General features: G+C 73.1%; 23 protein-coding genes. 20 read left to right on the plus strand and 3 right to left on the minus strand.

What is annotated here, in order from left to right; all coding sequences use genetic code 11:
* Positions 1-22: 22 nt before the first annotated feature.
* Positions 23-460, minus strand: a complete 438-nt coding sequence (locus tag EFE23_RS01555) for a MarR family winged helix-turn-helix transcriptional regulator (protein ID WP_233600819.1) — start codon at positions 458-460, stop codon at positions 23-25.
* A gap of 14 nt (positions 461-474) precedes the next feature.
* Positions 475-2,187 carry an alkaline phosphatase D family protein gene (locus EFE23_RS01560; RefSeq protein WP_123239058.1) on the minus strand — a complete coding sequence of 571 codons (1,713 nt, stop codon included), beginning with the start codon at positions 2,185-2,187 and terminating at the stop codon, positions 475-477.
* A gap of 147 nt (positions 2,188-2,334) precedes the next feature.
* Here EFE23_RS01560 and ftsY point away from each other — a divergent pair, with 147 nt between their 5' ends.
* From ftsY to EFE23_RS01615, 11 genes are all read left to right on the plus strand, one after another.
* Positions 2,335-3,525, plus strand: coding sequence for a signal recognition particle-docking protein FtsY (gene ftsY, locus EFE23_RS01565; protein ID WP_123239059.1), 1,191 nt, complete (start codon positions 2,335-2,337; stop codon positions 3,523-3,525).
* A 7-nt stretch (positions 3,526-3,532) separates the two neighbouring features.
* Positions 3,533-4,399 (plus strand): aminoglycoside phosphotransferase family protein, encoded by an 867-nt coding sequence (locus EFE23_RS01570; protein ID WP_199736885.1) that lies wholly within the window; start codon positions 3,533-3,535, stop codon positions 4,397-4,399.
* A 248-nt stretch (positions 4,400-4,647) separates the two neighbouring features.
* Entirely contained in the window at positions 4,648-6,006 is a 1,359-nt protein-coding gene (locus EFE23_RS01575; RefSeq protein WP_123239061.1) for an ammonium transporter, read from the plus strand.
* Between the two features lie 25 nt (positions 6,007-6,031).
* On the plus strand, positions 6,032-6,370 hold the full coding sequence (locus tag EFE23_RS01580; protein ID WP_013284578.1) for a P-II family nitrogen regulator: 339 nt from the start codon (positions 6,032-6,034) through the stop codon (positions 6,368-6,370).
* Positions 6,371-6,380: 10 nt separating this feature from the next.
* The gene (locus tag EFE23_RS01585) at positions 6,381-8,804 is read left to right on the plus strand and encodes a [protein-PII] uridylyltransferase (RefSeq protein ID WP_123239062.1); all 2,424 of its coding nucleotides are present in this window, start codon (positions 6,381-6,383) and stop codon (positions 8,802-8,804) included.
* A gap of 137 nt (positions 8,805-8,941) precedes the next feature.
* A complete protein-coding gene (locus EFE23_RS01590; protein WP_123239063.1) occupies positions 8,942-9,844 on the plus strand; it encodes an ABC transporter ATP-binding protein in 903 nt (300 codons plus the stop codon).
* On the plus strand, positions 9,834-10,655 hold the full coding sequence (locus tag EFE23_RS01595; protein ID WP_123239064.1) for an ABC transporter permease: 822 nt from the start codon (positions 9,834-9,836) through the stop codon (positions 10,653-10,655). The genes EFE23_RS01590 and EFE23_RS01595 overlap by 11 nt, the downstream gene beginning before the upstream one ends.
* Positions 10,656-10,675: 20 nt before the next feature.
* A complete protein-coding gene (locus tag EFE23_RS01600; RefSeq protein WP_123239169.1) occupies positions 10,676-11,803 on the plus strand; it encodes a sensor histidine kinase in 1,128 nt (375 codons plus the stop codon).
* A gap of 46 nt (positions 11,804-11,849) precedes the next feature.
* Positions 11,850-12,506, plus strand: coding sequence for a response regulator transcription factor (locus EFE23_RS01605; protein ID WP_123239065.1), 657 nt, complete (start codon positions 11,850-11,852; stop codon positions 12,504-12,506).
* A gap of 128 nt (positions 12,507-12,634) precedes the next feature.
* Entirely contained in the window at positions 12,635-14,188 is a 1,554-nt protein-coding gene (gene ffh, locus EFE23_RS01610; protein WP_123239066.1) for a signal recognition particle protein, read from the plus strand.
* Between the two features lie 104 nt (positions 14,189-14,292).
* A complete protein-coding gene (locus EFE23_RS01615) occupies positions 14,293-15,372 on the plus strand; it encodes an amidohydrolase family protein (protein ID WP_123239067.1) in 1,080 nt (359 codons plus the stop codon).
* Between the two features lie 186 nt (positions 15,373-15,558).
* On the opposite strand, the gene EFE23_RS01620 is transcribed toward EFE23_RS01615, so the two are convergent.
* Positions 15,559-16,251 (minus strand): TetR/AcrR family transcriptional regulator, encoded by a 693-nt coding sequence (locus EFE23_RS01620; protein ID WP_123239068.1) that lies wholly within the window; start codon positions 16,249-16,251, stop codon positions 15,559-15,561.
* A 91-nt stretch (positions 16,252-16,342) separates the two neighbouring features.
* Here EFE23_RS01620 and proS point away from each other — a divergent pair, with 91 nt between their 5' ends.
* From proS to lepB (EFE23_RS01665), 9 genes are all read left to right on the plus strand, one after another.
* Entirely contained in the window at positions 16,343-17,758 is a 1,416-nt protein-coding gene (gene proS / locus EFE23_RS01625; RefSeq protein WP_123239069.1) for a proline--tRNA ligase, read from the plus strand.
* A gap of 49 nt (positions 17,759-17,807) precedes the next feature.
* Entirely contained in the window at positions 17,808-18,428 is a 621-nt protein-coding gene (locus EFE23_RS01630; protein ID WP_123239170.1) for a ribonuclease FAU-1 family protein, read from the plus strand.
* A gap of 239 nt (positions 18,429-18,667) precedes the next feature.
* A complete protein-coding gene (gene rpsP, locus EFE23_RS01635; RefSeq protein WP_123239070.1) occupies positions 18,668-19,129 on the plus strand; it encodes a 30S ribosomal protein S16 in 462 nt (153 codons plus the stop codon).
* On the plus strand, positions 19,104-19,364 hold the full coding sequence (locus EFE23_RS01640; RefSeq protein WP_030500803.1) for an RNA-binding protein: 261 nt from the start codon (positions 19,104-19,106) through the stop codon (positions 19,362-19,364). Before rpsP ends, EFE23_RS01640 begins: the two co-directional genes overlap by 26 nt.
* A complete protein-coding gene (gene rimM, locus EFE23_RS01645) occupies positions 19,364-19,903 on the plus strand; it encodes a ribosome maturation factor RimM (protein WP_123239071.1) in 540 nt (179 codons plus the stop codon). The genes EFE23_RS01640 and rimM overlap by 1 nt, the downstream gene beginning before the upstream one ends.
* A 15-nt stretch (positions 19,904-19,918) precedes the next feature.
* A complete protein-coding gene (trmD, locus tag EFE23_RS01650) occupies positions 19,919-20,707 on the plus strand; it encodes a tRNA (guanosine(37)-N1)-methyltransferase TrmD (protein ID WP_123239072.1) in 789 nt (262 codons plus the stop codon).
* 170 nt (positions 20,708-20,877) lie between these two features.
* Positions 20,878-21,237, plus strand: coding sequence for a 50S ribosomal protein L19 (gene rplS / locus EFE23_RS01655; RefSeq protein WP_123239073.1), 360 nt, complete (start codon positions 20,878-20,880; stop codon positions 21,235-21,237).
* Positions 21,238-21,406: 169 nt separating this feature from the next.
* A complete protein-coding gene (gene lepB / locus EFE23_RS01660; RefSeq protein ID WP_123239074.1) occupies positions 21,407-22,288 on the plus strand; it encodes a signal peptidase I in 882 nt (293 codons plus the stop codon).
* Entirely contained in the window at positions 22,285-22,917 is a 633-nt protein-coding gene (lepB, locus tag EFE23_RS01665; protein WP_123239075.1) for a signal peptidase I, read from the plus strand. The genes lepB (EFE23_RS01660) and lepB (EFE23_RS01665) overlap by 4 nt, the downstream gene beginning before the upstream one ends.
* Positions 22,918-22,946: the final 29 nt, after the last annotated feature.

Raw genomic sequence — 22,946 nt, forward strand, 5'->3', positions numbered from 1 at the left:
TATTCCGGCGCCGCCCGGCAGGTCAGAACGTCTCGTTGAACTTGTGCATCAGCCGGGCGAAATCCTCGACGTCCTGTTTCGGCCAGCTTTCGAGCGTACGCCGGATCTGCCCGAGCCGGGCGGCCCGGGCGGCGTCGAACCGGCGGGTGCCCTCCTCGGTGAGGCTGAGTTGGGCGGCCCGCCGGTCGGTCGGATCCGGGTCGCGGCGAACCAGGCCGAGCGACTCCAGGCCGTGGATCTGCCGGCTCAGGGTGCCCTTGCCGATGCCGAGCTTGACGGCGAGGTCGGTCAGCCGGGTCGAGCCGGAGCGGCGCAGCCAGAGCAGCAGCCCGTAGGCGTTCGGCTCGAGGTGGGGATGCACCTCCCGGGCGATCTCCCAGGACAGCGCGCGACCGCGGCGCAGCAGCGCGGTCAGCTCGTGCTCCACGGCGCGCAGGCTCTCCGGCAGGTGGTCGTCCACGGGTGAGAGGGTACTCACACCTCGTCGCTGAGCTGCTGCCGCGCCACCGTACGCAGGTGACCGTCGCTGGTGGTGCCCTCGATGAGCACATCCGCGGACCGCCCCCGATGGGTCAGCGTGGCGACGGCGTTGCCGAAGTACGGCCCGGCCAGCCTCTTCCACCGGACGAAGGGGCGGCGCACCCCGGCGGAGCGGGCCAGGGCCCGGGCCGCGCCGGCCGGCCCCGGGTTCCAGCCGAGCGTCATCAGCGGGCGCATCGCGGCCGGCACCTGGTTGTGGATCGGTGAGCAGGTGAGCTGGTGCACCGGGGTGCGGACGCTGCGGTCGGCGAACCGGGCCCGGGCCACGTACGAGTGGTGCACGTCCCCGGAGAGCACGCTGATCGACGCCGGCGCCGCGTACGCCGGACCCGCGCCCACCCGGTCGCCCTGCCCGGCGGTGCGGCCGCTGCCCAGCCGGGCGAACAGCTCGCCGAGGGCGTCGAAGGAGCGCCGGAACGACGCCCAGTGCTCCAGGTCCAGGGTCCGGCGGAGCTGCTCGGAGACCTTCGCGACCCAGGGCCGGTCCGAGTCGGCCAGCTTCTCGTTCCACGCCTCGACGTGGTGGATGCCGGGCGGCAGCAGCCAGGGCAGCGACGCACCGACCACCAGATGGTCGTAGACGCCGTGCGCCCGGTCCACGAACCAGGACCACTCGCCCGCCGGCAGCATCGCCCGGTTGCCCCGCTCCAGCACCCGGCTGGACCGGTTGTCCAGCATCACCAGGCGGGTCCGTCCCAGGTCGAGGGCGTAGCTCCACTGGTACTGCACGGCCCGCCAGCGCTCGGTGTCGTGCGCGACGTCGGCCTCCTTGTCCACCCGCTCGCCGAACTCGTGCAGCACGGAGGTGGCGTCCTCGGCGGCCGTCACCTTCGCGTACACCGGGTCAGCGGCGATCTCGTCCGGCGCGAGGTTGCCCAGGTGCTGGTAGACCCAGTACGAGGCGAGGCCGCTGCGGATCCGCTCCGCCCACCACGCCTGCTCGCGCATGTCCGCCCGCCAGGACGCCGAGGTGTTCCAGTCGTCGATCACCTCGTGGTCGTCGAAGATCATCACGCTCGGCACGGTGGAGAGCAGCCAGCGGATCTCCGGGTCCCGCCAGGACTCCAGGTAGAGCTTGGTGTACTCGTCGAAGCTGACCACCTGGGTCGCCGGGGCGTCCTTCGGCCGGCGCCGGCGGCGCTTGAGCAGCTTGCGCACCGTCGGCGAGGTGACGTCGGCGTAGACCTGGTCGCCGAGCAGCACCAGCAGGTCGGGCCAGGTGGCCGGGTCCGGATCGGCCATCATTCGCCGGGCGTACGCGTCGAGCGCGTCCGGCGGCAGCTTGCGGGCGGTGGCGTGCTGGGTGGTCTCCCGGCAGGAGCCGAAGATCAGCCGGACCGGCTGGTCCCGGTCGTCCGCCGCCCGGGTCCGGATCACGCTGGCCGGGAAGCCGCTCTCCGGCACCGGCCAGGCGACCTCGTCGTCGATCAGCACCTCGTAGCTGGTGGTGCTGTCCGGGGCCAACCCCTCCACCACCACCAGCGCGTAGTGGTGGTCGTACGCCGTGAAGGTGGGCGCACTGCCCCGGGCCCCGTCGGCCGTGCGGACGGCGACCACGGCGGGGGCGCTGGTCTCCACCCAGACGGTCGCCCGCGTGCCGACGACCCGCCGCAGCAGCGGACCGATGAGCAGGCGGGAGCTGGGCACGGGGCACCTCCGAGGCGGAAACGGTTCAGCTTCTCTACCCGGCCGGCGGGTTCGGCACGCCTGGCTGCGGCGAGCGTACCCGCAGCTCGCTCGCGTGCCGAGGCGGTGAGTGGGACGTCGTCGCCGCCATCTGACAGGATTTCGGGCATGAAGGAATACCTCCTCGTCGCACTCGCCCTGCTCGTGGCGCTGATCCTCGGCGGCCTCAGCCTCGTGGTGCCCCGCCTGCGCCGGCGCCCCGAGCCGCCGCTGCCGGAGACGGAGGTCGAGACCCGGGCCGAGGAGGACCTGGCCGGGCCGCCGGTCGAGGCGGCCGAGGCGGACCTCTCCACCGGCGTGCTGGTCGAGCCGCCGCCGGTGATCGAGGCGCCGGCCCCCACCATCGAGGTCCCCGAGCCCACCGCCGGCCGGCTGGTCCGGCTGCGCTCCCGGCTGTCCCGCTCGCAGAACGTCTTCGGCAAGGGCCTGCTCGGCCTGCTCAGCCGCGAGCACCTGGACGAGGACGCCTGGGAGGAGATCGAGGACAGCCTGATCACCGCCGACGTCGGCATCGAGGCCACCCGGGAGATCGTCGACCGGCTCCGCGAGCGGACCCGGGTGCTCGGCACCCGCACCGCCGGGGAGCTGCGCGCGCTGCTCGCCGCCGAGCTGGTCAACGCCCTCGACCCGAACCTCGACCGGTCGCTGAAGACCGCCCCGAAGGAGGGCGTGCCCGCCGTGCTGCTGGTCGTCGGGGTCAACGGCGCCGGCAAGACCACCACCTGCGGCAAGATCGCCCGGGTGTTGATCGCCGACGGCCGGACCGTGCTGCTCGGCGCGGCCGACACCTTCCGGGCCGCCGCCGCCGACCAGCTGGAGACCTGGGGCGGCCGGGTCGGCGCGGAGACCGTCCGCGGGCCGGAGGCCGCCGACCCGGCCAGCGTCGCCTTCGACGCGGTCAAGCGGGGCATCGACACCGGGGTCGACACGGTGCTGGTCGACACCGCCGGCCGGCTGCAGAACAAGATCGGCCTGATGGACGAGCTGGGCAAGGTCAAGCGGGTGGTGGAGAAGCACGGCCCGATCGACGAGACGCTGCTCGTGCTCGACGCCACCACCGGCCAGAACGGGCTGGAGCAGGCCCGGGTCTTCACCGAGGTGGTCAACGTGACCGGCGTGGTGCTGACCAAGCTCGACGGGACGGCCAAGGGCGGCATCGTGATCGCCGTGCAGCGCAAGCTGGGCATCCCGGTCAAGCTGGTCGGCCTGGGCGAGGGCCCGGACGACCTGGCCCCGTTCGACCCGGCGCAGTTCGTCGACGCGTTGCTCGGCACCGAGCCGCTCGCCCGGGACGCGTAGCCTCGACGTGACGACTGACGATCGCGCCTACGCGGGGTGGCGCGACCCCAGCCACCACCTGGCGCCGCGCCTCGGGAGGCCGTACGTGACCTCACAGGAGATCCCGCTGCACGGCGGGAACGTCAGCACCGTGGTCCGGGTCGGGGACACGGTCCGGCGCAACGCAGGCCCCTGGACCCCCTCGGTGCACGCGCTGCTGCGCCACCTGGAGTACGTCGGCTTCACCGGCGCCCCCCGCGCGCTCGGCATGGACGAGCGCAACCGGGAGGTCCTGTCGTACCTGGAGGGGGAGTGCGGGGAGTACCCGCTGGCCCCGCACTGGGTCACCGACGAGGCCCTGGTCACCGTCGCGACCATGCTGCGGATGTTCCATGACGCCCAGTACGGCTTCACCCCGCCGCCGGGGGCGGTCTGGCGATCGTTCGGCCCGCCCCCGCCGGACACCGAGGTGATCTGCCACCACGACGCCGCCCCGCACAACGTGATCTGGCGGCCCGACGGCACCCTCAGCCTGATCGACTTCGACCTCGCCTCACCCGGCGCCCGGATCTACGACGTGGCGTACGCGGCGTGGACCTGGGTGCCGATCTTCTCCGACCGGGACTCGATCACCCTCGGCTGGAGGAACCCGGACCGGCCGCGCCGGCTGCGGCTCTTCGCCGACGCGTACGGGCTGATCCCGCGCGACCGGCACCGGCTGATCCGGACCATCCGCAAGCGGATCGTCGACCACGTCGAGGGCATCCGCCGGATGGCCGCGGCCGGCGAGCCGGCGTTCGTCCGGATCGTGCACAAGGGCCACCTCCGGCGCCCGATGCGCGACCTGCGCCTGCTCGACTACGAGCGGCACGCCCTGGAGTACGCGCTCCGCTGACCCACCTCCAGTAGGCGCTCTTCCGGAAAGAGTGGTTGTTCCGCGCGGAACAACCACTCTTTCCGTACAGCGGGGGCAGGGCGGTTGTGCGGAGGACTTCACACGCCGGAAACAACCCGTCACGCGTCGGAAATCGAGCGGTGTCGGTGAAGGAAACAGCCGCCGAGCAAGCTTCCGCCCAACCGGCTGACGGGCGATGCTGCCAGGTCTCAGTCGGAGGGAGGAATTCGACACCGAGAGGAGGCAGCGTGGAGATCGATACCGGGAACACTGCCTGGCTGCTTGTTTCGACTGCGCTCGTGCTGCTCATGACGCCCGGTCTCGCGCTGTTCTACGGCGGCCTGAACCGGTCCAAGGGCGTCCTGAACATGATGATGATGAGCTTCTCGTCCATCGGGCTCGTCAGCATCCTGTGGCTTTTCTACGGCTTCACCGTCGCCTTCGGGGAGGGCGGCAAGTTCTGGGGTGACCTCGGGCAGTACCTGGGCACCAAGACGTTCGTCGGCGAGAGCGACCTGTGGGGCGAGACCGGTATCCCGCTCTACGTCTTCATCGCCTTCCAGATGATGTTCGCGGTCATCACCGTCGCCCTGATCAGCGGCGCCCTGTCCGACCGGACGAAGTTCGCCGGCTGGCTGGTGTTCGCCTTCGGCTGGGCCACGCTGGTCTACTTCCCGGTCGCGCACATGGTCTGGGGCGGCGGCCTGATCGGCGGGGACATCGGCGCGCTCGACTTCGCCGGTGGCACCGCGGTGCACATCAACGCCGGCGCGGCGGCCCTCGCCCTGGTGCTGGTCCTCGGCAAGCGGGTCGGCTGGCCCCGGGAGAGCGCCAAGCCGCACAACGTCCCGCTGGTCGCGCTCGGCGCCGGCCTGCTCTGGTTCGGCTGGTTCGGCTTCAACGCCGGCTCCGAGCTGACCGCCGACGGGGTCACCGCGCTGGCCTTCGTCAACACCCAGGTGGCCACCGCCGCCGCCCTGCTGGGCTGGATCGTGGTGGAGTGGGTACGCGACGGCAAGCCGACGCTGGTCGGCGCGTCCTCCGGCGCGGTGGCCGGTCTGGTCGCGATCACCCCGGCCTGTGCCTTCATCACCCCGGCCGCATCGGTGCTGCTGGGTATCGTGGCCGGTGCCGTCTGCGCCGTCGCGGTCGGCCTGAAGTACCGGCTCGGGTACGACGACTCGCTGGACGTGGTCGGCGTGCACTTCGTCGGCGGGTGGATCGGCTGCCTGTGGATCGGCCTGTTCGGCACCGCCTCGGTGAGCTCGCTGGTCGCCAGCGACGGCCTGCTGGTCGGCGGCGACGCCACGCTGCTCGGCAAGCAGGCGCTGGGCGCGCTGATCGTGACCGTCTACTCCTTCGTGATCGCCTACGCCCTCGGCTTCGTGATCGACAAGACGATCGGCTTCCGGGTGTCCGCCGAGGCGGAGATCGAGGGCATCGACGTCGCCGAGCACGCGGAGAGCGCGTACGACCTGTCGCCCACCACGGGCAGCAGCGGCGGGGCGTTCGCGATGGCCGGGATCGGCGCCACCAGGCCGGCCCCGGAGCCCACCGACGCGGCGGAGGAGCCCGCCGAGCCGGTCAGCGAGAAGGTCGCCGGTTAACGTTCCTGGGATGGAGGGGTTGGACATGAAGCTGGTGACCGCGGTCATCAAGCCGTACCAGCTGGACGCGGTGAAGGAGGCCCTGCACGCCCTCGGCGTGGCCGGCCTGACCGTCAGCGAGGTCCAGGGCTACGGCCGGCAGAAGGGGCACACCGAGGTCTACCGGGGTGCCGAGTACACGGTCGAGTTCCTGCCCAAGATCCGGGTCGAGGTGCTCACCGACGAGATGGACGTCGACAAGATCGTCGACGCCATCGTGGGCGCCGCCCGGACCGGCAAGATCGGCGATGGCAAGGTCTGGGTGACCGGCGTCGAGGAGGTCGTCCGGGTCCGTACCGGCGAGCGCGGCCTCGACGCCCTCTGAGGACGTCTCGATGACCTCGTTGATCAAGGAGAATGCGTCAGGACACCCCGGTGCCGGTGACGCAAACCCCTTGATCAACGAGGTCGTCGGCCTGCCGGGCGGGATCGGCGCCGAGGCCCGGGCCCGCCGGGCCGACGTGCTCGAGGCCTGGTTGCGGGGGATCTTTCCGGGGCGGGAGGGGATCGCGCTGGTCGCCGTCGGCGGGCTGGGCCGGCGGCAGTGTGCGCCCTACGGCGACCTCGACCTGGTGCTGCTGCACGCCGGGGTGCCCGGCACCGACGAGCTGGCCGCCTCGCTCTGGTATCCGATCTGGGACGCCGGGCTGCGGCTGGACCACTCGGTACGCACCGTCGCCGAGGCGCTCTCCGTGGCACAGGACGACGTCAAGGTCGCCCTCGGCCTGCTCGACGCCCGCCACATCGCCGGCGACCCGGCCCTGGCCGACCAGCTCAGCCACACCGCCGCCGACCACTGGCGGCGCACCGCCGTCCGGCAACTGCCGAAGCTGCGGGAGATCACCGACGCCCGCTGGGCGGCCCACGGCGAACTGGCCTTCCTCCTCGAAGGGGACCTCAAGGAGGCCGCCGGCGGGCTGCGTGACGTCGGCCTCCTGCGCGCCATCGCCACCGCCGGGATCACCGACGCGCTGCGCCCGGCCGTGCACGCCGCCCACCGGCGGCTGCTGGACACCCGCGACGCCCTGCACCAGCAGGTCGGCCGCCGGGTCGACCGGCTGGTCGCCCAGGAACGCGACGGCGTCGCCGCCCTGCTCGGGCTGCGCCAACTTCAGCTCGGCGCGGCTGACGCCGTACAGCCCCGACACCTTCAGCAGCACGGCGCGTCGGACGCCGCGCCGCGACCTGAAACCGACGCCGGTGACGGGGACGCGCTGCTCCGGCGGGTCGCCGGGGACGCCCGGACGGTCAGCCACGCCCTCGACGACGCCTGGCGGGCCGCCGACCGGCTCCGCTCCGGCCGCCGCCGGGGCGCCGACGGCCGGCCGCTGCGCCGACCGGTCGCCCGGGACGTCGTCGAACACGACGGCGAGCTGGTGCTCGCCCGTACCGCCATCGGCGCCCGCCCCGACCCCAGCCTGTCGCTGCGGGTCGCCGCGGCCGCGGCCACCACCCGGCTGCCCATCGCGCGGGCCACCTGCGAGTGGCTGGCCGCGTACTGCCCGCCGCTGCCCGCGCCCTGGCCGCCGGCCGCCCGGGCCGCCCTGATCACCCTCCTCGGCGCCGGCCCGGGGCTGGTGCCCGCCTGGGAGACCTGCGACCGGTACGGCCTGATCGACGGCTGGCTGCCCGAGTGGACCCGGCTGCGCAGCCTGCCCCAGCACAACCCGGTGCACCGGTTCACCCTCGACCGGCACCTGGTGCAGACCGCGTACGAGGCCAGCCGGCACACCCGCGAGGTGGACCGGCCGGACCTGCTGCTGCTCGGCGCGTTCCTGCACGACATCGGGAAGGGGCTGCCGGGCGAAGGTGCCGCCGGGCGGGCCGGCAGGCACGAGCCCGCCGGCACCTTCGTCGATCACAGTGTGGTGGGGGCGCCGCTGGCGGCGGCGGTGGCGACCCGGATCGGGCTGCCCGAGGCCGAGGCGGACCTGATCGGCACGCTGGTCCGGCTGCACCTGCTGCTGCCCGACGTGGCCACCCGGCGCGACCTGTCCGACCCGAAGACCATCGCCGGGGTGGCCGAGCGGGTCGGCGACACCCTCACCCTGGACCTGCTGCACGCCCTGGTCCGGGCCGACGCCGCCGCCACCGGGCCGGCCGCCTGGTCGGACTGGAAGGGGCGGCTCGTCGCCGAGCTGGTGGCCCGGGTGCGGACCGCGCTGGACACCGGCGTGCTGCCCGCCCCGCCGGCCCCCGACCCGGCGCTGGTCGCCGGGCCGCTGCCGGTCGTACACCTGCGGGAGGACCGGGTTTCGGTGGCCGCGGCCGACCGGCGTGGCCTGCTCGCGACGGTGGCCGGCTGCCTGGCCCTGCACCGGCTCGAGGTGATCTCCGCGGACGCCTCCACGGTCGACGGCCGGGCCCTGGTCGAGTGCCGGGTGCAGCCCCGCTACGGGCTGTCGCCCGACCCGATCGCGCTCACCGCCGACCTGCGCCGCGCGGTCGCCGGCGACGTGTCGGTCACCCAACGGCTGCGCGGCCGCGCGCTCGCCGCCCGCGGGCAGGGCGCCGCGCCCCGGGTGGTCTGGCACCGGGAGGCGGCCACCGACGCGGTCCTGCTGGAACTGCGCGCCGCCGACGCGGCCGGGCTGCTGTACCGGGTCTCCTGCGCGCTCGACGAGGCCGGCGCGCAGGTCCGGGCGGCCCGGATCTCCACCCTCGGCGGCGACGTGGTGGACGCCTTCTACCTGACCGGCGGCTGGCCCCCCGCCGCCGACCGCGACCGCATCGAGGCCGCCGTGCTGGCCGCGGTGTGAGGAAGGCCCCTTCGCAACGCCTCCGTTAGGCATGGGCCCCGCTTGACAACCGCCGTCCAGGGCTACGTCCCGTGACGTAGGCGGGGAGCCGCCTGCGGGGCGACGTGCCGGGGCCCGCGCGGCGGGACCCTCGGGGCATGAACCTGCCAGTGCAGACCGAAGGGCTCACCAAACGGTACGGCGGCCTGACCGCCGTGCAGGACCTGCACCTGACCGTCCGGGCCGGGGAGGTGTACGGCTTCCTCGGCCCCAACGGAGCCGGGAAGACCACCACCCTGCGCATGCTGCTCGGGCTCGTCCGCCCCACCGCCGGGACGGTACGGCTGCTCGGCCGCCCGCCCGGCGCCGGGCGGCTGACCGGCGTCGGCGCGTTGATCGAGGGACCGGCCTTCTACCCGTACCTCTCCGGGCGGGACAACCTGCGGGTGCTGGCCCGCTACGCCGGGGTCGGCGCCGACCGGGTGGCGCTGGTGCTCGACCTGGTCGACCTCACCGACCGGGCTGGCGACCGGTACGCCGGCTACTCGTTGGGCATGAAGCAGCGGCTCGGCGTGGCCGCCGCCCTGCTCAAGGACCCGCGCCTGTTGATCCTGGACGAGCCGACCAACGGCCTCGACCCGGCCGGCATGGCGGACATGCGGACCCTGATCCGCCGGCTCGGCGCCGGCGGGTGCACCGTGCTGGTCTCCAGCCACCTGCTCGGCGAGGTCGAGCAGATCTGCGACCGGGTCGGGGTGATCTCCCGGGGACGGCTGATCGCCGAGGGGACCGTAGCCGAGCTGCGCGGCACGGCCGGGCTGCGGGTGCTCGCCGACCCGCTGGACGAGGCGGCGGCCCGGACCCGGGCGCTGGTCGGCGACGACCGGGTCCGGGTGGTCGACGGCGGGCTGGAGCTGGCGGTGGCACCCGAGCGGGCCGCCTGGCTCAACGCCGAACTGGTCTCCGCCGGGCTCGCCGTGCGGGAGCTGCGGCCCCGGGAGCGGGACCTGGAACAGGTCTTCTTCGACCTCATCGAGAAGGGAACAGCCGATGTCGCGTAGCTTCCGCGCCGAGACGATCAAGCTGGTCCGCCGGCCGGCGAGCTGGCTGCTGTTGGCCATCACGCTCGCCCTCGCGCTGATCTTCACCTACCTGTTCCCGTACGCCAGCATCGCCGGCGGCACCGACGGGCCGAACAACGACCGCACCCTGCCCATGCTGCTGCCCGACCAGCTGGTCGGGAACTCGCTCGGTGGGCTGCCGGTCTTCCTGGGGTCGATCGTGCTGATCCTCGGGGTGCTCACCGTCGGCGGCGAGTACGGCTGGGCCACCTGGAAGACCGTCCTCACCCAGGGCCCCTCCCGGCTGGAGGTGTACGCCGGCAAGTTGCTCGCCCTCACCGCCGCGGCGCTGGCCGTGGTGCTGGCGGTCTTCGCGGTCGGGGCGGTGGCCAGCGTGCTCATCGCGGTCGCCGAGTCCCAGCCGGTGCGCTGGCCCGGACCGGGCGACCTGCTCGTCGGGATCGGGGCGGGGTGGCTCATCGCGACGATGTGGGCGATGCTCGGTGCCGTGCTCGCCGTCGCCCTCCGCGCGGTGGCCCTGCCGGTGGGGCTGGGCCTGGTGTGGATGCTCGCGGTGCAGAACCTGCTCGCCGCGATCGCCGCGCCCCTGCTCGACTGGGTGGCGCAGGCGCAGAAAGGGCTGCCCGGCCCGAACGCCGGGTCGCTGGTCGCCGCGCTCGGCGCCCCCGGGGACACCCCCGGGGTGGCGGCGACCGTCGGCGGTGGGCAGGCGGCGGTGGTCGTGGCGGCGTACCTGATCGCGTTCGCGGTGGTCGGCGCGGTGCTGCTGCGGCGGCGGGACATCGGCTGAGCCGGGTGGGGGAGGCGCGGGTGGAGCGGGACCGGACCGGGTGGAGCGGCGTCGCCCTCGACGCCGCCGTCGCCCTGGCGCTGCTCGCCATCGGGCTGGTCGGCACCGCGCCGGCCGGGCTCAACGAGGGCGTGCCGACCGGCCGGGCCACCTATCCGCTGGTCGCGGTGGCCGCGCTGGCGCTCGCGGTGCGCCGGCGCTGGCCGCTGGCCACCCTGGCGGTGGTGACCGTCGCGGTCACCGCCTATCTGGTGCTCGGCTACCCGTACGGGCCGATCCTGCTCTCCTTCCTGGTCGCGGTCTACACGGTCGCCGCGTACCGGCCGGTGCGGACGGCGGCGCTGGCCGGGGCCGGCGCGCTGGTGGCGGTGGTGACCCACGTGCTCGTCGGGACGCACCCGCTCGGGCTGATCGGCCTGATGCCGGCCGCCGCCTGGGTGGTGGTGCCGTTCGCGGTCGGCACCACCGTGCGGCTGGTCCGGGAGAACGCCGCCCGCGGCCGGGTCGACGAGGCGCGCCGGCTGGCCGACGCGGAACGGCTGCGGGTCGCCCGGGAGGTGCACGACGTGGTCGGGCACGGCCTGGCCGCGATCCACATGCAGGCCGAGATCGCCCTGCACCTGCTCGCCCGCAAGCCGGAGCAGGCCGAGGCGGCGCTTACCGCGATCAGCCGCACCAGCAAGGAGGCGCTGGACGAGCTGCGGGTCACGCTGACCGTGGTACGCCGCGACGAGGTGGCCGACGAGCGGGCCCCCGTTCCCGGGCTCGCCCAGCTCCCGCAGCTGCGGGAGCGACTGGCCGGCGCCGGCGTCCCGGTCACCGTCGAGGTCGACGGGGAGCCGCGCGCCCTCCCGATGGCGGTGGACCTGGCCGCGTACCGGGTGGTGCAGGAGGCGCTGACCAACGTGCTGCGCCACGCCGGCCCGGCCACCGCGACCGTCCGGATCCGGTACGCCCCCGACGAGGTCGCCGTGGAGGTGACCGACACCGGTCGCGGCGCCGCCGCCGGTCCCGCCCGGACCTCCGGGTCCGGCCTCGCCGGGATGCGGGAGCGGGTCACCGCGCTGGGCGGCTCGTTCACCGCCGGCCCCGTCCCGGGCGGCGGCTTCCGGGTGCACGCCACCCTGCCGTCGGGGCGTGTCCCATGAGGCCCGCCCGGGCCGGGTCTCCCGCCCCACACCGCAAGGAGGACGCATGATCAAAGTGCTGCTCGCGGACGACCAGGACCTGGTCCGGATCGGGCTGCGTGCGCTGGTGGAGAGCGAGGACGACCTCGCGGTGGTGGGGGAGGCTGCCGACGGGCTGCGGGCGGTCGAGCTGGCCCACCGGGAGCGCCCCGACGTGGTGCTGATGGACGTCCGGATGCCCGGGGTGGACGGCATCGAGGCGACCCGGCGGATCGTCGCCGACCCCGAGCTGGGCGGCACCCGGGTGGTCGTGCTGACCACCTTCGAGCTGGACGAGTACGTCTTCGACGCGCTCCGGCACGGCGCCAGCGGCTTCCTGACCAAGGACACCCGCCCGGCGGAGCTGCTCCGGGCGATCCGGCTGGTCGCCGAGGGGGAGGCGCTGCTGTCGCCGTCGGTGACCCGGCGGGTGGTCCGGGAGTTCGCCACCCGGCCGGCCCGGGTGCCCCGGCCACACCCCCGGATCGGCACCCTCACCGACCGGGAACGGGAGGTGGTCGGGCTGGTCGGCGAGGGGCTGAGCAACGCCGAGATCGCCGAGCGGCTGGTGGTCAGCCCGGCCACCGCGCGTACCCACGTCAGCCGGGCCATGGTGAAGCTGGCCGCCCGTGACCGCGCCCAACTGGTCGTCTTCGCGTACCAGTCGGGGCTGGTGGAGGGGTGACGGCGTCGGCGGCCGCGGGCGCGGGGCCAGCCGGGAGCGCGGGTGTGGGCGGCGGGCTACCCTAGCGGTGGCTGGACAGCCTGCCCGGCCGCCCTGTGCCCGCCGAAAACGACAAACGGGATGTTCGCGTGTTTGACACCTTGAGTGACCGCCTGTCCGGGATCTTCACGAAGCTCCGCGGCAAGGGTCGGCTCACCGACGCCGACATCGACGCCACCGCCCGCGAGATCCGGATGGCGCTGCTGGAGGCCGACGTCGCCCTGCCGGTGGTCAAGGGCTTCATCGCGAACGTCAAGGAGCGGGCGCGCGGCGCCGAGGTCTCCCAGGCGCTCAACCCGGCCCAGCAGATCATCAAGATCGTCAACGAGGAGCTGATCAACGTCCTCGGCGGCGAGGGGCGGCGGCTCCAGTTCGCCAAGCACCCGCCGACCGTGATCATGCTGGCCGGCCTCCAGGGTTCCGGTAAGACCACCCTCGCCGGCAAGCTGGCCCGCTGGCTCAAGGCCCAGGGCCACCAGCCGCTGCTGGTCGCCGCCGACCTCCAGCGCCCCAACGCCGTCGGGCAGCTCCAGGTGCTCGGCGGCCGGGCCGGCGTCGAGGTGTACGCCCCGGAGCCCGGCAACGGCGTGGGCGACCCGGTGCAGGTGGCCCGCGACTCGATCGAGCACGCCAAGCGGGCGGCCCGGGACATCGTCATCGTCGACACCGCCGGCCGGCTGGGCATCGACGCCGAGATGATGCGGCAGGCCGCGAACATCCGCGACGCGGTCCAGCCCGACGAGGTCATCTTCGTCATCGACGCGATGGTCGGCCAGGACGCGGTCCGCACCGCCGAGGCGTTCCGCGACGGCGTCGGCATCACCGGCGTGGTCCTCTCCAAGCTCGACGGCGACGCTCGCGGTGGCGCCGCGCTGTCGGTCCGGGAGGTCACCGGCCAGCCGATCCTGTTCGCCTCCACCGGCGAGAAGCTGGAGGACTTCGACGTCTTCCACCCCGACCGGATGGCCAGCCGGATCCTCGGCATGGGCGACGTCCTCACTCTGATCGAGCAGGCCGAACAGGCCTTCGACGCCGATCAGAAGGAGAAGATGACCGCCAAGCTGATGGGCGGCGAGACCTTCACCCTGGAGGACTTCCTCGACCAGCTCATCGCGGTTCGTCGGATGGGCCCGATCGCCAACGTGCTGGCCATGATGCCGGGCATGGGGCAGATGAAGGACCAGCTCGCCGAGCTGGACGACAAGCACTTCGACCGGGTCACCGCGATCATCCGGTCGATGACCCCGGGCGAGCGCACCAACCCGAAGATCATCAACGGCTCCCGGCGGGCCCGGATCGCCAACGGCTCCGGCGTCACCGTGATGGACGTCAACCAGCTGCTCAACCGCTTCGCCGACGCGCAGAAGATGATGAAGCAGATGGGCGGCATGATGGGCCTGCCCGGCGGTGGCCGGCGCAAGGCGACCAAGTCGCCGAAGAACAAGCGCAAGGGCACCAAGGGCGGCGGGCGGCCGCGTACCGGCGCCGGGGTGCCGGGTGGTTTCCCAGGCGGCATGCCGCAGCTCCCGCCGGGCCTGGACCCGGGGGACCTGGCCGGTGGCCAGGGCCTGCCGCCGGGCTTCAAGCTGCCGAAGATCGACTTCAACAAGCTCGGCAAGGGCGGTGAGAAGGGCCCGCGCTGACCGCCGCCTCAGCTCGACCTGCGGCATGCCGGGCTGCCAGCCCTCGTTGACGCCCCGACATGCCGCATGTCGCGCACCGATGTCGATCGGGTAGGACTGTGCACATGGCTCTGCATGTGCGCGGTGTGCTCCTGCCGGACGACGAGGTCCGGGACGTCTGGCTGGTCGGCGATCGGGTCACCTTCGAACCGGTGCCCGGCGCGGAGACGGTCGCCGACGGCGGCTACGTGCTGCCCGGCCTGACCGACGCCCACTGCCACATCGGAATCGCCCGCGGCGGCGCCCCGATCACCACCCTCGACGAGGCCCGCGAGCTGGCCCGCATCGACCGGGACGCCGGGGTGCTGGCCATCCGCGACGCCGGCTCCCCGTACCCGTACCCGGAACTCGACGACGACCCGGACCTGCCGCGACTGGCCCGCGCAGGCCGGCACGTCGCCCCGCCCAAGCGCTACCTGCGGGACATCGGGGTGGAGGTCGGCGCGGCCGAGGTGGCCGCCACGGTGGCCGCCCAGGCCGCCGCCGGCAACGGCTGGGTCAAGCTGGTCGGCGACTGGATCGACCGCGGCGTGGGCGATCTGGCGCCGGCCTGGGACGCCGACACCATGACCGCCGCCGTCGCGGCCGCGCACGCCGCCGGGGTACGCGCCGCGGTGCACACCTTCTCCGAGTCGGCCGTGGAGATCATGGTGCGGGCCGGGGTGGACTCGGTGGAGCACGGCACCGGACTCAGCCTCGACCTGATCGACCTGATGGCCCGGCAGGGCACCGCGCTGGTGCCCACGATGATCAACATCCAGACCTTCGGCGGCATCGCCGATCAGGCGCGTGCGAAGTTCCCCGGGTACGCCGACCACATGCTGGCCCTGCGCGACCGCTTCCCCGAGGTGGTCCGGGCCGCCCACGAGGCCGGGGTGCCGATCTACGTCGGCACCGACGCCGGCGGTGGCATCGACCACGGGCTCGCCGCCGAGGAGATGCTGCTGCTGCACCAGCGGGCCGGCATGTCCGCCGAGGACGTGCTCGCCGCCGCCTCCTGGCGGGCCCGGGAGTGGCTCGGCTTCCCCGGCCTGGTCGAGGGCGGCCTCGCCGACCTCGTCGTCTACCCCGAGGACCCCCGCCGCGACCTGCGCGTGGTGCGCGCCCCGTCCCGCATCGTCCTCCGCGGTCGCGTCCTCCGCTGACCCTGTCCCACCCCACCCCACCCCACCCCGCCCCGCCCGGGCGCCGCGCGGAAGCCGCTGATTCACGGAAAGAGTGCCTTCTCCGCCCCGGTTGACCGCTCTTTCCGTGAATCAGGGCGGATCTCGGGCAGGGCGGATCTCGGGCGGGGCGGATCTCGGGCCGGGTGGGTCAGGTGGGGGCGGGGGTCAGGTGGTGGCGGTGAGGAAGAGGTGGACGGCGAGGTCGGCGAGTTGCTCGGCGGTGTCGTCGACGGGGGCCTGGGGGAGCACGATGTGGCTCACCACCAGGCGGACGATGGTGTCCGCGGCGAAGGCCAGGGCCGCCGGGTCGGCCGCGGGCAGGTGCCGGTCCGCCCATTCCCGCAGCGCGGCCGTGGATTCGGCCAGCACCAACCCGGCCCGGGTGGTCAGGAAGGGCAGCAGCTCGTCCGAGCCGCCCCGGGCGCTGGTCAGGATCGCCTTGATCAGCGGGTTGTCCGCCGCCGAGGCCAGGGTGTGCCGGATCGCCGCGTACGCCCCGGCGCGCACGTCGGCGCCGTGCGCGTCGAGCGCCGCGCGGACCTCGCCGACGAACCGGTCCACCTCGCGCCGGGCGAGCGCCTCGGCCAGGCCGGCCTTGCTGCCGAACTCGTTGTAGACGGTCTGCCGGCTCACCCCGGCGGCCGTCGCCACCCCGCCCATGCGTACGCCGTCCCAGCCGGTCGCCACCGTCTGCGCGCGGGCGGCGTCCACGATCGCGTCCCGCAGCCGCTGTTTCGACCACTCCAGCTCGGCGCGTCTGATGCCGCGCGACGACCCGGAGCCGTCGTTCGACGACTCCGGCTCGGCCGGTCCGGCGTCGGGCGGCGGGCCGGAGCCGTCGGGAGAAAGCTCACCCATGGTGGTCGAAGTCTACGGTCGGCCGGCACGACACGGCGGGGACGCCGCCCGGGCGCGGCGGGAGCGTGGGCGACGCATAGGATGTGCGGTCATGGCACGCGTGCTCACTCCCCGTGCGGAGGACTTTCCCCGCTGGTACCAGGACCTGATCGCCAAGGCGAAGCTGGCCGACAACGGCCCGGTGCGGGGCACCATGGTCATCCGACCGGCCGGCTACGCCATCTGGGAGCGGATGCAGGCCGAGATGGACGCCCGGATCAAGGCGGCCGGCGCGGAGAACGCGTACTTCCCGCTCTTCATCCCGGAGAGCTACCTCAAGCGCGAGGCCGAGCACGTCGAGGGCTTCTCGCCGGAGCTGGCCGTGGTCACCCACGGCGGTGGCAAGCAGCTCGCCGAGCCGGTGGTGGTGCGCCCCACCAGCGAGACGGTGATCGGCGAGTTCATGGCGAAGTGGATCGACTCGTACCGGGACCTGCCGCTGCTGCTCAACCAGTGGGCCAACGTGGTCCGCTGGGAGTTGCGCCCGCGGATCTTCCTGCGCACCAGCGAGTTCCTCTGGCAGGAGGGCCACACCGCCCACGCCACCCGGGAGGACGCGCGCGCCTACGCCCGGCGGATCCTGCACGAGGCGTACGAGGACCTGATGGTCAACGTGCTGGGCATCCCGGTGGTGGTCGGCCTGAAGACCGCCCGGGAGCGCTTCGCCGGGGCCACCGCCACGTACACCTGCGAAGGCATGATGGGCGACGGCAAGGCGCTGCAGATGGGCACCAGCCACGAGCTGGGCCAGAACTTCGCCAAGGCGTTCGACATCAGCTTCTCCTCGGCCGAGGGCGGCCGGGAGCACGCCTGGACCACCTCCTGGGGCACCTCGACCCGGATGCTCGGCGGGCTGATCATGTGCCACGGCGACGACAACGGCCTGCGGGTGCCGCCGAAGCTGGCGCCGGTCCAGGCGTACGTGATGATCGTCAAGGACGGCGAGGGTCCTGGCGGCCCTGCCGAGGCGGCGCGAAAGCTTTACGACGCGCTGCGCGACGCCGGCGTCCGGGTCGCGCTGGACGACCGGACCGACACCGCGTTCGGCCGCCGCGCGGTCGACGCCGAGCTGCGCGGCTATCCGGTCCGCGTCGAGGTCGGCCCCCGTGACCTGGCCGCCGGCAACGCAGTCGTGGTCCGGCGTACGGACGGCTCGAAGGCCGCGACGCCGGTGGCGGACGTGGTCGGCGCGGTCCTCGCCGCGCTGGAGGCGGACCAGCAGGCACTGCACGACCAGGCGCTCGCCAACCGCGAGTCCCGCACCACCGAGGTCGCGACCCTGGCCGAGGCGATCGAGGCGGCGGCCACCGGCTGGGCCCGGGTGCCGTGGTCGGCGGTCGGCGTCCAGGGCGAGGCGGAGGCGAACGCCCAGGGCGTCACCGTCCGGTGCCTGCTCCGGGCCGACGGCTCGGTGCCCGACTCCGAGGACGAGCCGGACCTGGTCGCCATCCTCGCCCGCGCCTACTGACGTGCGACCGGGCGGTCCCGTCGGCCGGTTCGCGCCGGGCCGGTTGATCATGCACCGGAACGTGCGGCACGGCCGGATCGGGTGGGTCCGGCCGGCCCGGGTGGTCCTCGACGACGACCGTGGCCTGCTGTTGTGGCTGGCCGCGGGCTCGCCGGTGGCTCACGAGGTGGCCGCCGACGGTCGGGGCATGCGGGCCATGCCGTTCGCCGAGTGGGTGGACCTCTCCTACCGCCTGGCGGTCGTCCGGTGGCACGGCCCGGGACTGCTGAAGTTCCTGCCCGCCGGGGCCGCCCACTCGGTCTGGTGGTTCCGCGACGACCGGGGCCGGTTCAAGAACTGGTACGTCAATCTGGAGGAGCCCGCCGTCCGCTGGGACGACGGCCCGGTGGCCGGCGTCGACATGGTGGACCAGGATCTCGACGTGGTGGTGCACCCCGACCTGAGCTGGGAGTGGAAGGACGAGGAGGAGTTCGTCGAGCGCCTCGCCTTCCCGGAGCACTACTGGGTGCCGGACGAGAAGCCGGTCCGCGCCGAGGGGGAGCGGGTGATCCGGATCGCCGAGGCCGGCCAGTTCCCGTTCGACGGCACCTGGTGCGACTTCATCCCGCCGGCGGGCTGGGACGTACCGGACAAAATGCCGATCGGTTGGGACCGCCCGCCGGTCCGCTGACGGGTGTTCCGCGTCACCTCGCACCCGGCCCGGGTGACGTGTCCGGGTCCGGTGTCAAAGATCCGGGTCGGATCTGGCAGAATGGTCCGCTGGTATCCGGCGCGCGTCCGGCGCCCTCTAACCCGGGCGCGTCGCCAGTCCACCGAGCAGTCTCCGGCCCAACCCCACTGTGCCGGTCGGCGCTCACCCGCACACCGCCCGTACCGGGCCGGTGAGATCGCAACAGGAGCGAAACAACTGTGGCCGTAAAGATCCGGCTCCTGCGGATGGGCAAGATCCGCAACCCGCAGTACCGCATCGTCGTCGCCGACTCGCGCACCAAGCGCGACGGTCGCGCGATCGAGTTCGTCGGTGTGTACCAGCCGAAGGAGGACCCTTCGGTGATCGAGGTCAAGTCGGAGCGGGTGCAGTACTGGCTGTCCGTCGGCGCCCAGCCGAGCGAGGCCGTGCAGCGTCTGCTGGAGCTGACCGGTGACTGGCAGAAGTTCAAGGGCCTGCCGGCCCCGCCGCCGCTGAAGGTCGCTCCGGAGCGGGCCGACCGTAAGGCGGCGTACGAGGCCGAGGCGAAGGCCGCCGCCGGTGTGGCGGAGACCCCGGCCAAGCCGGCCAAGAAGGCCGCGAAGCCGGAGGCCGAGGCGCCGAAGGCCGAGGAGCCGAAGGCCGAGGAGCAGACCGGTGCCGAGTCCGGCGAGCAGGCCTGACATGGCGCTGCGTCCCGCCCTGGAGCACCTGGTCAAGGGGATCGTCGACCACCCGGACGACGTCCGGGTGCGGATGGTCGATTCCCGTCGGGGCAAGCGGCTCGAGGTCCGCGTGCACCCGGAGGACCTCGGCACGGTGATCGGGCGGTCCGGCCGGACCGCCAAGGCGCTGCGCCAGGTGATCGGCTCCATCGGTGGGCGCGGGGTGCGCGTCGACATCGTCGACTCGTACTGATGCTTCTCATCGTCGGCCGGATCGGTAAGCCGCACGGCGTCCGCGGTGAGGTCACCGTGGAGGTGCGGACCGATGAACCCGAAGCACGATTCGCGCCCGGCTCGGTACTGGTTACCGAGCCGGGTGCGGTCCCGTCCGAGCCCGGTGCCTGGCGGGTGCCGGAGAAGCTGACCGTCGAGTCGGCGCGCTGGCACCAGGGGCGGCTGTTGGTCGCCTTCGAGGGCGTGCTGGACCGCGACGTGGCCGAGGCGCTGCGGAACACCCTGGTCGGCGTCGACAGCGCGGACGTCGCTCCGCCGGAGGATCCCGAGGAGTTCAACGACCACCAGCTGGTCGGGCTCGCCGTGGTCACCCGGGACGGGGAGCGCCTCGGCGAGGTGGCCCGAATCGACCACGCGCCCGCGTCGGACCTGCTGGTGCTGCGCCGCCCCGAGGGGCGGACCGCGCTGATCCCGTTCGTCAAGGCGATCGTGCCCGAGGTGGATCTCGCCGGCGGCCGCGTCGTCGTCGATCTGCCCGGCGGCCTGCTCGACGTGTAGCTGGAGAGCGACCGCATGCGCGTCGACATCGTGTCGATCTTCCCCGAGTACTTCGCCCCGCTGGACCTGTCGCTGATCGGCAAGGCCCGTGCCAACGGCACGTTGCGGCTGGCCGTACACGACCTGCGGACCTGGACCCACGACGTGCACCGCACCGTCGACGACACGCCCTACGGCGGCGGTCCCGGCATGGTGATGCGGCCCGAGCCGTGGGGCGAGGCCCTGGACGCCCTGGCCCCCGACGAGCTCAGCCCGGACGGGCACACCCTGCCCCGGCTGCTCGTCCCCTCGCCGGCCGGGGACCGGTTCACCCAGGCCATGGCCCACGAGTTGGCCGCCGAGTCGCACCTGCTCTTCGCCTGCGGCCGGTACGAGGGCATCGACCAGCGGGTGCTCGACCACGCGGCGACCCGGATGCGGGTGAATGAGGTCTCCCTCGGCGACTACGTGCTCTTCGGCGGCGAGGTGGCGGTGCTGGTGATCCTGGAGGCGGTCACCCGGCTGCTGCCCGGGGTGCTCGGCAACGCCGGCTCGCTGGAGGAGGAGTCGCACGCCCACGGGCTGCTGGAGGCGCCGATGTACACCAAACCGGCGAGCTGGCGCGGGCACGAGGTGCCGGAGGTGCTCCGCTCCGGCGACCACGGCGGGATCGCCCGCTGGCGGCGCGACGAGTCGCTGCTGCGTACGGCGGCCCGCCGGCCCGACCTGATCGCCGCGCTCCCGCCGGAGAGCCTGGACAAGCGCGACCGGGCGGCGTTGGACCGGGGTGGATTTCAGCTGCCGGCGGGGGATGTGGCAAAGTAGAGGGGTTGCCGCATCCGTCCACGCCGTGGGCGGCTGCGAGGACCCTCGACCGGGGTCGGCCGCGCGGATCCCCAACCGGGGTCGGTGCCGGCCGGCGGCCACCCGGGGGTCAGAATCACCCATCCGCGCATCGACTGACGGTGCGCCGTGAGCCTCACGAGGACGCAGCGATGAACATCCTGGACGCCCTTGACGCCCAGTCGAAGCGCGTTGACATCCCCGACTTCCGGGCTGGTGACACCGTCAAGGTGCACGCCCGCGTCGTCGAGGGCAACCGGTCCCGGGTCCAGATCTTCCAGGGCGTCGTCATCCGCCGCCAGGGTGACGGTCTGCGCGAGACCTTCTCGGTCCGCAAGGTCAGCTTCGGCGTGGGGGTGGAGCGGACCTACCCGCTCAACAGCCCCGCGATCGACCGGATCGAGGTCGTGACCCGCGGTGACGTGCGCCGGGCCAAGCTCTACTACCTGCGCGAGCTGCGCGGTAAGAAGGCCAAGATCAAGGAGCTGCGCGAGAAGCAGCCGGCGAGCTGAATTTCCGTTCGCCACGCCGCCCGAGCTGCGCGTATGTCGTATCGACCAGATCGCATTACCCTGGTCGGTACGGGCGCGGGCGGACGGCGTGAGGCGGTCCACTGCCGCCCGTGGGGTCTCCGAGGGGACTCCCGGGCGGTAGTGTCGTTTCTGCGGACCGGAGAGTGGCATGGTGCAGATGCTTGACGAGGACGGCACCGTCGACCCGTGGCGCCGGCGGGCCCGGCGCACCCGCCGGCAGATGCCCCTCTGGCAGGAGTTGCCGCTGCTCCTGATCGTCGCCTTCTGCCTCGCCGTGCTGATCCGCACCTTCCTGCTCCAGGCCTTCTTCATCCCCTCCGGGTCGATGGAGAACACCCTCCTCATCGGCGACCGGGTGCTGGTCAACAAGGTCGTCTACGACGTCCGCGACCCGGTCCGGGGCGAGGTGGTGGTCTTCCGGGGCACCGACAAGTGGGTCGCCCAGGAGGCGCCGGCGCCGCCGACCAACTTCGCCGGCAAGGTCGCGCGCACCTTCGGTGACCTGGTCGGGGTCAGCCGGCCCGGCGAGAAGGACTTCATCAAGCGGGTGATCGGCGTCCCCGGCGACCACGTGTGGTGCTGCGACAAGGGCCGGGTCGTGGTCAACGGCGTGCCGCTGGACGAGCAGGCGTACGTCTCCGAGGACTCGCCGGTCGAGCTGCCACCGAACCCAAAGGAGTGCCGCTCCCGGCAGTTCACCGAGGTGGTCGTACCGCCGGGGCAGATCTTCGTGATGGGTGACCACCGGCTGGTCTCCCAGGACGCCCGCTGCCAGGGCCCGGTGCCGATCGACAACGTGGTCGGCCGGGCCTTCATGATCGTGTGGCCGCAGCAACGGTGGACGACCCTGCCGGTGCCGAAGACCTTCACGAGCCTGCCGCAGCCCAACGCGGCGCCGGCCGGGCCGGTGCCGGTCGATCCGGACCCGACGGGCGGTGTGGTGCTGGTTCTCCCGGTCACGGCCGCGGCGTCCGTTCTCGCGCGTTCGGGGCGACTGCGCCACGGCCGGGGACGTAGGCTCCTCCCGTGATCGACGAGCAGACCGAAAAGCCGAGCAGCTCCTTCTGGAAGGAGCTCCCCATTCTCCTGGGCGTGGCGATCCTGGTCGCAGTGCTGGTGCGTGCCTTCGTGCTGCAGACCTTCTTCATCCCGTCCCCGTCCATGGAGAACACTCTCAAGATCGACGATCGGGTGCTGGTCAACAAGCTGGTCTACGACTTTCGCTCGCCGCACCGCGGTGAGGTGATCGTCTTCAAGGCACCCACCGAGTGGAGCGGCAACCCGGAGGGTGAGGACTTCATCAAGCGGGTGATCGGCGTCGGCGGCGACCACGTGGTCTGCTGTGACCGCAGCGGCTCCCAGGAGCGGCTGATCATCAACGGCAAGCCGATCGACGAGCCGTTCATCTTCCCCGGCAACAAGCCGGCGGACCAGGATTTCGACATCACCGTGCCGAAGGGTCGGCTCTGGGTGATGGGTGACCACCGGGAGGCCTCAGGCGACTCGCTGGAGCACTGGCAGCAGTCCGGTGAGGACATCAACGAGGCCACCATCCCCGAGGATCAGGTGGTCGGCCGGGCCTTCACGATCTTCTGGCCGGTCGACCGGGCGACCTGGCTCACCGTGCCGAAGCAGTTCGACGGGATTCCGAATCCCTGACCCGGGAGGCCGTGGGCGTTCGTCGGAGG

The sequence above is a fragment of the Micromonospora solifontis genome (assembly GCF_003725545.1).
GTDB classification, from domain to species: domain Bacteria; phylum Actinomycetota; class Actinomycetes; order Mycobacteriales; family Micromonosporaceae; genus Micromonospora; species Micromonospora solifontis.

Excerpts from the sequence above, each read along its gene's own strand:
- EFE23_RS01630 (WP_123239170.1), top strand. The coding sequence starts at position 17,808 with ATGCACCGGAACGTGCGGCACGGCCGGATCGGGTGGGTCCGGCCGGCC.
- EFE23_RS01590 (WP_123239063.1), top strand. The coding sequence starts at position 8,942 with ATGAACCTGCCAGTGCAGACCGAAGGGCTCACCAAACGGTACGGCGGC.
- EFE23_RS01615 (WP_123239067.1), top strand. The coding sequence starts at position 14,293 with ATGGCTCTGCATGTGCGCGGTGTGCTCCTGCCGGACGACGAGGTCCGG.
- rimM (WP_123239071.1), top strand. The coding sequence starts at position 19,364 with ATGCTTCTCATCGTCGGCCGGATCGGTAAGCCGCACGGCGTCCGCGGT.
- EFE23_RS01605 (WP_123239065.1), top strand. The coding sequence starts at position 11,850 with ATGATCAAAGTGCTGCTCGCGGACGACCAGGACCTGGTCCGGATCGGG.
- trmD (WP_123239072.1), top strand. The coding sequence starts at position 19,919 with ATGCGCGTCGACATCGTGTCGATCTTCCCCGAGTACTTCGCCCCGCTG.
- proS (WP_123239069.1), top strand. The coding sequence starts at position 16,343 with ATGGCACGCGTGCTCACTCCCCGTGCGGAGGACTTTCCCCGCTGGTAC.
- EFE23_RS01595 (WP_123239064.1), top strand. The coding sequence starts at position 9,834 with ATGTCGCGTAGCTTCCGCGCCGAGACGATCAAGCTGGTCCGCCGGCCG.
- EFE23_RS01585 (WP_123239062.1), top strand. The coding sequence starts at position 6,381 with ATGACCTCGTTGATCAAGGAGAATGCGTCAGGACACCCCGGTGCCGGT.
- lepB (WP_123239074.1), top strand. The coding sequence starts at position 21,407 with ATGGTGCAGATGCTTGACGAGGACGGCACCGTCGACCCGTGGCGCCGG.
- ftsY (WP_123239059.1), top strand. The coding sequence starts at position 2,335 with ATGAAGGAATACCTCCTCGTCGCACTCGCCCTGCTCGTGGCGCTGATC.
- EFE23_RS01580 (WP_013284578.1), top strand. The coding sequence starts at position 6,032 with ATGAAGCTGGTGACCGCGGTCATCAAGCCGTACCAGCTGGACGCGGTG.
- EFE23_RS01620 (WP_123239068.1), bottom strand. The coding sequence starts at position 16,251 with ATGGGTGAGCTTTCTCCCGACGGCTCCGGCCCGCCGCCCGACGCCGGA.
- rplS (WP_123239073.1), top strand. The coding sequence starts at position 20,878 with ATGAACATCCTGGACGCCCTTGACGCCCAGTCGAAGCGCGTTGACATC.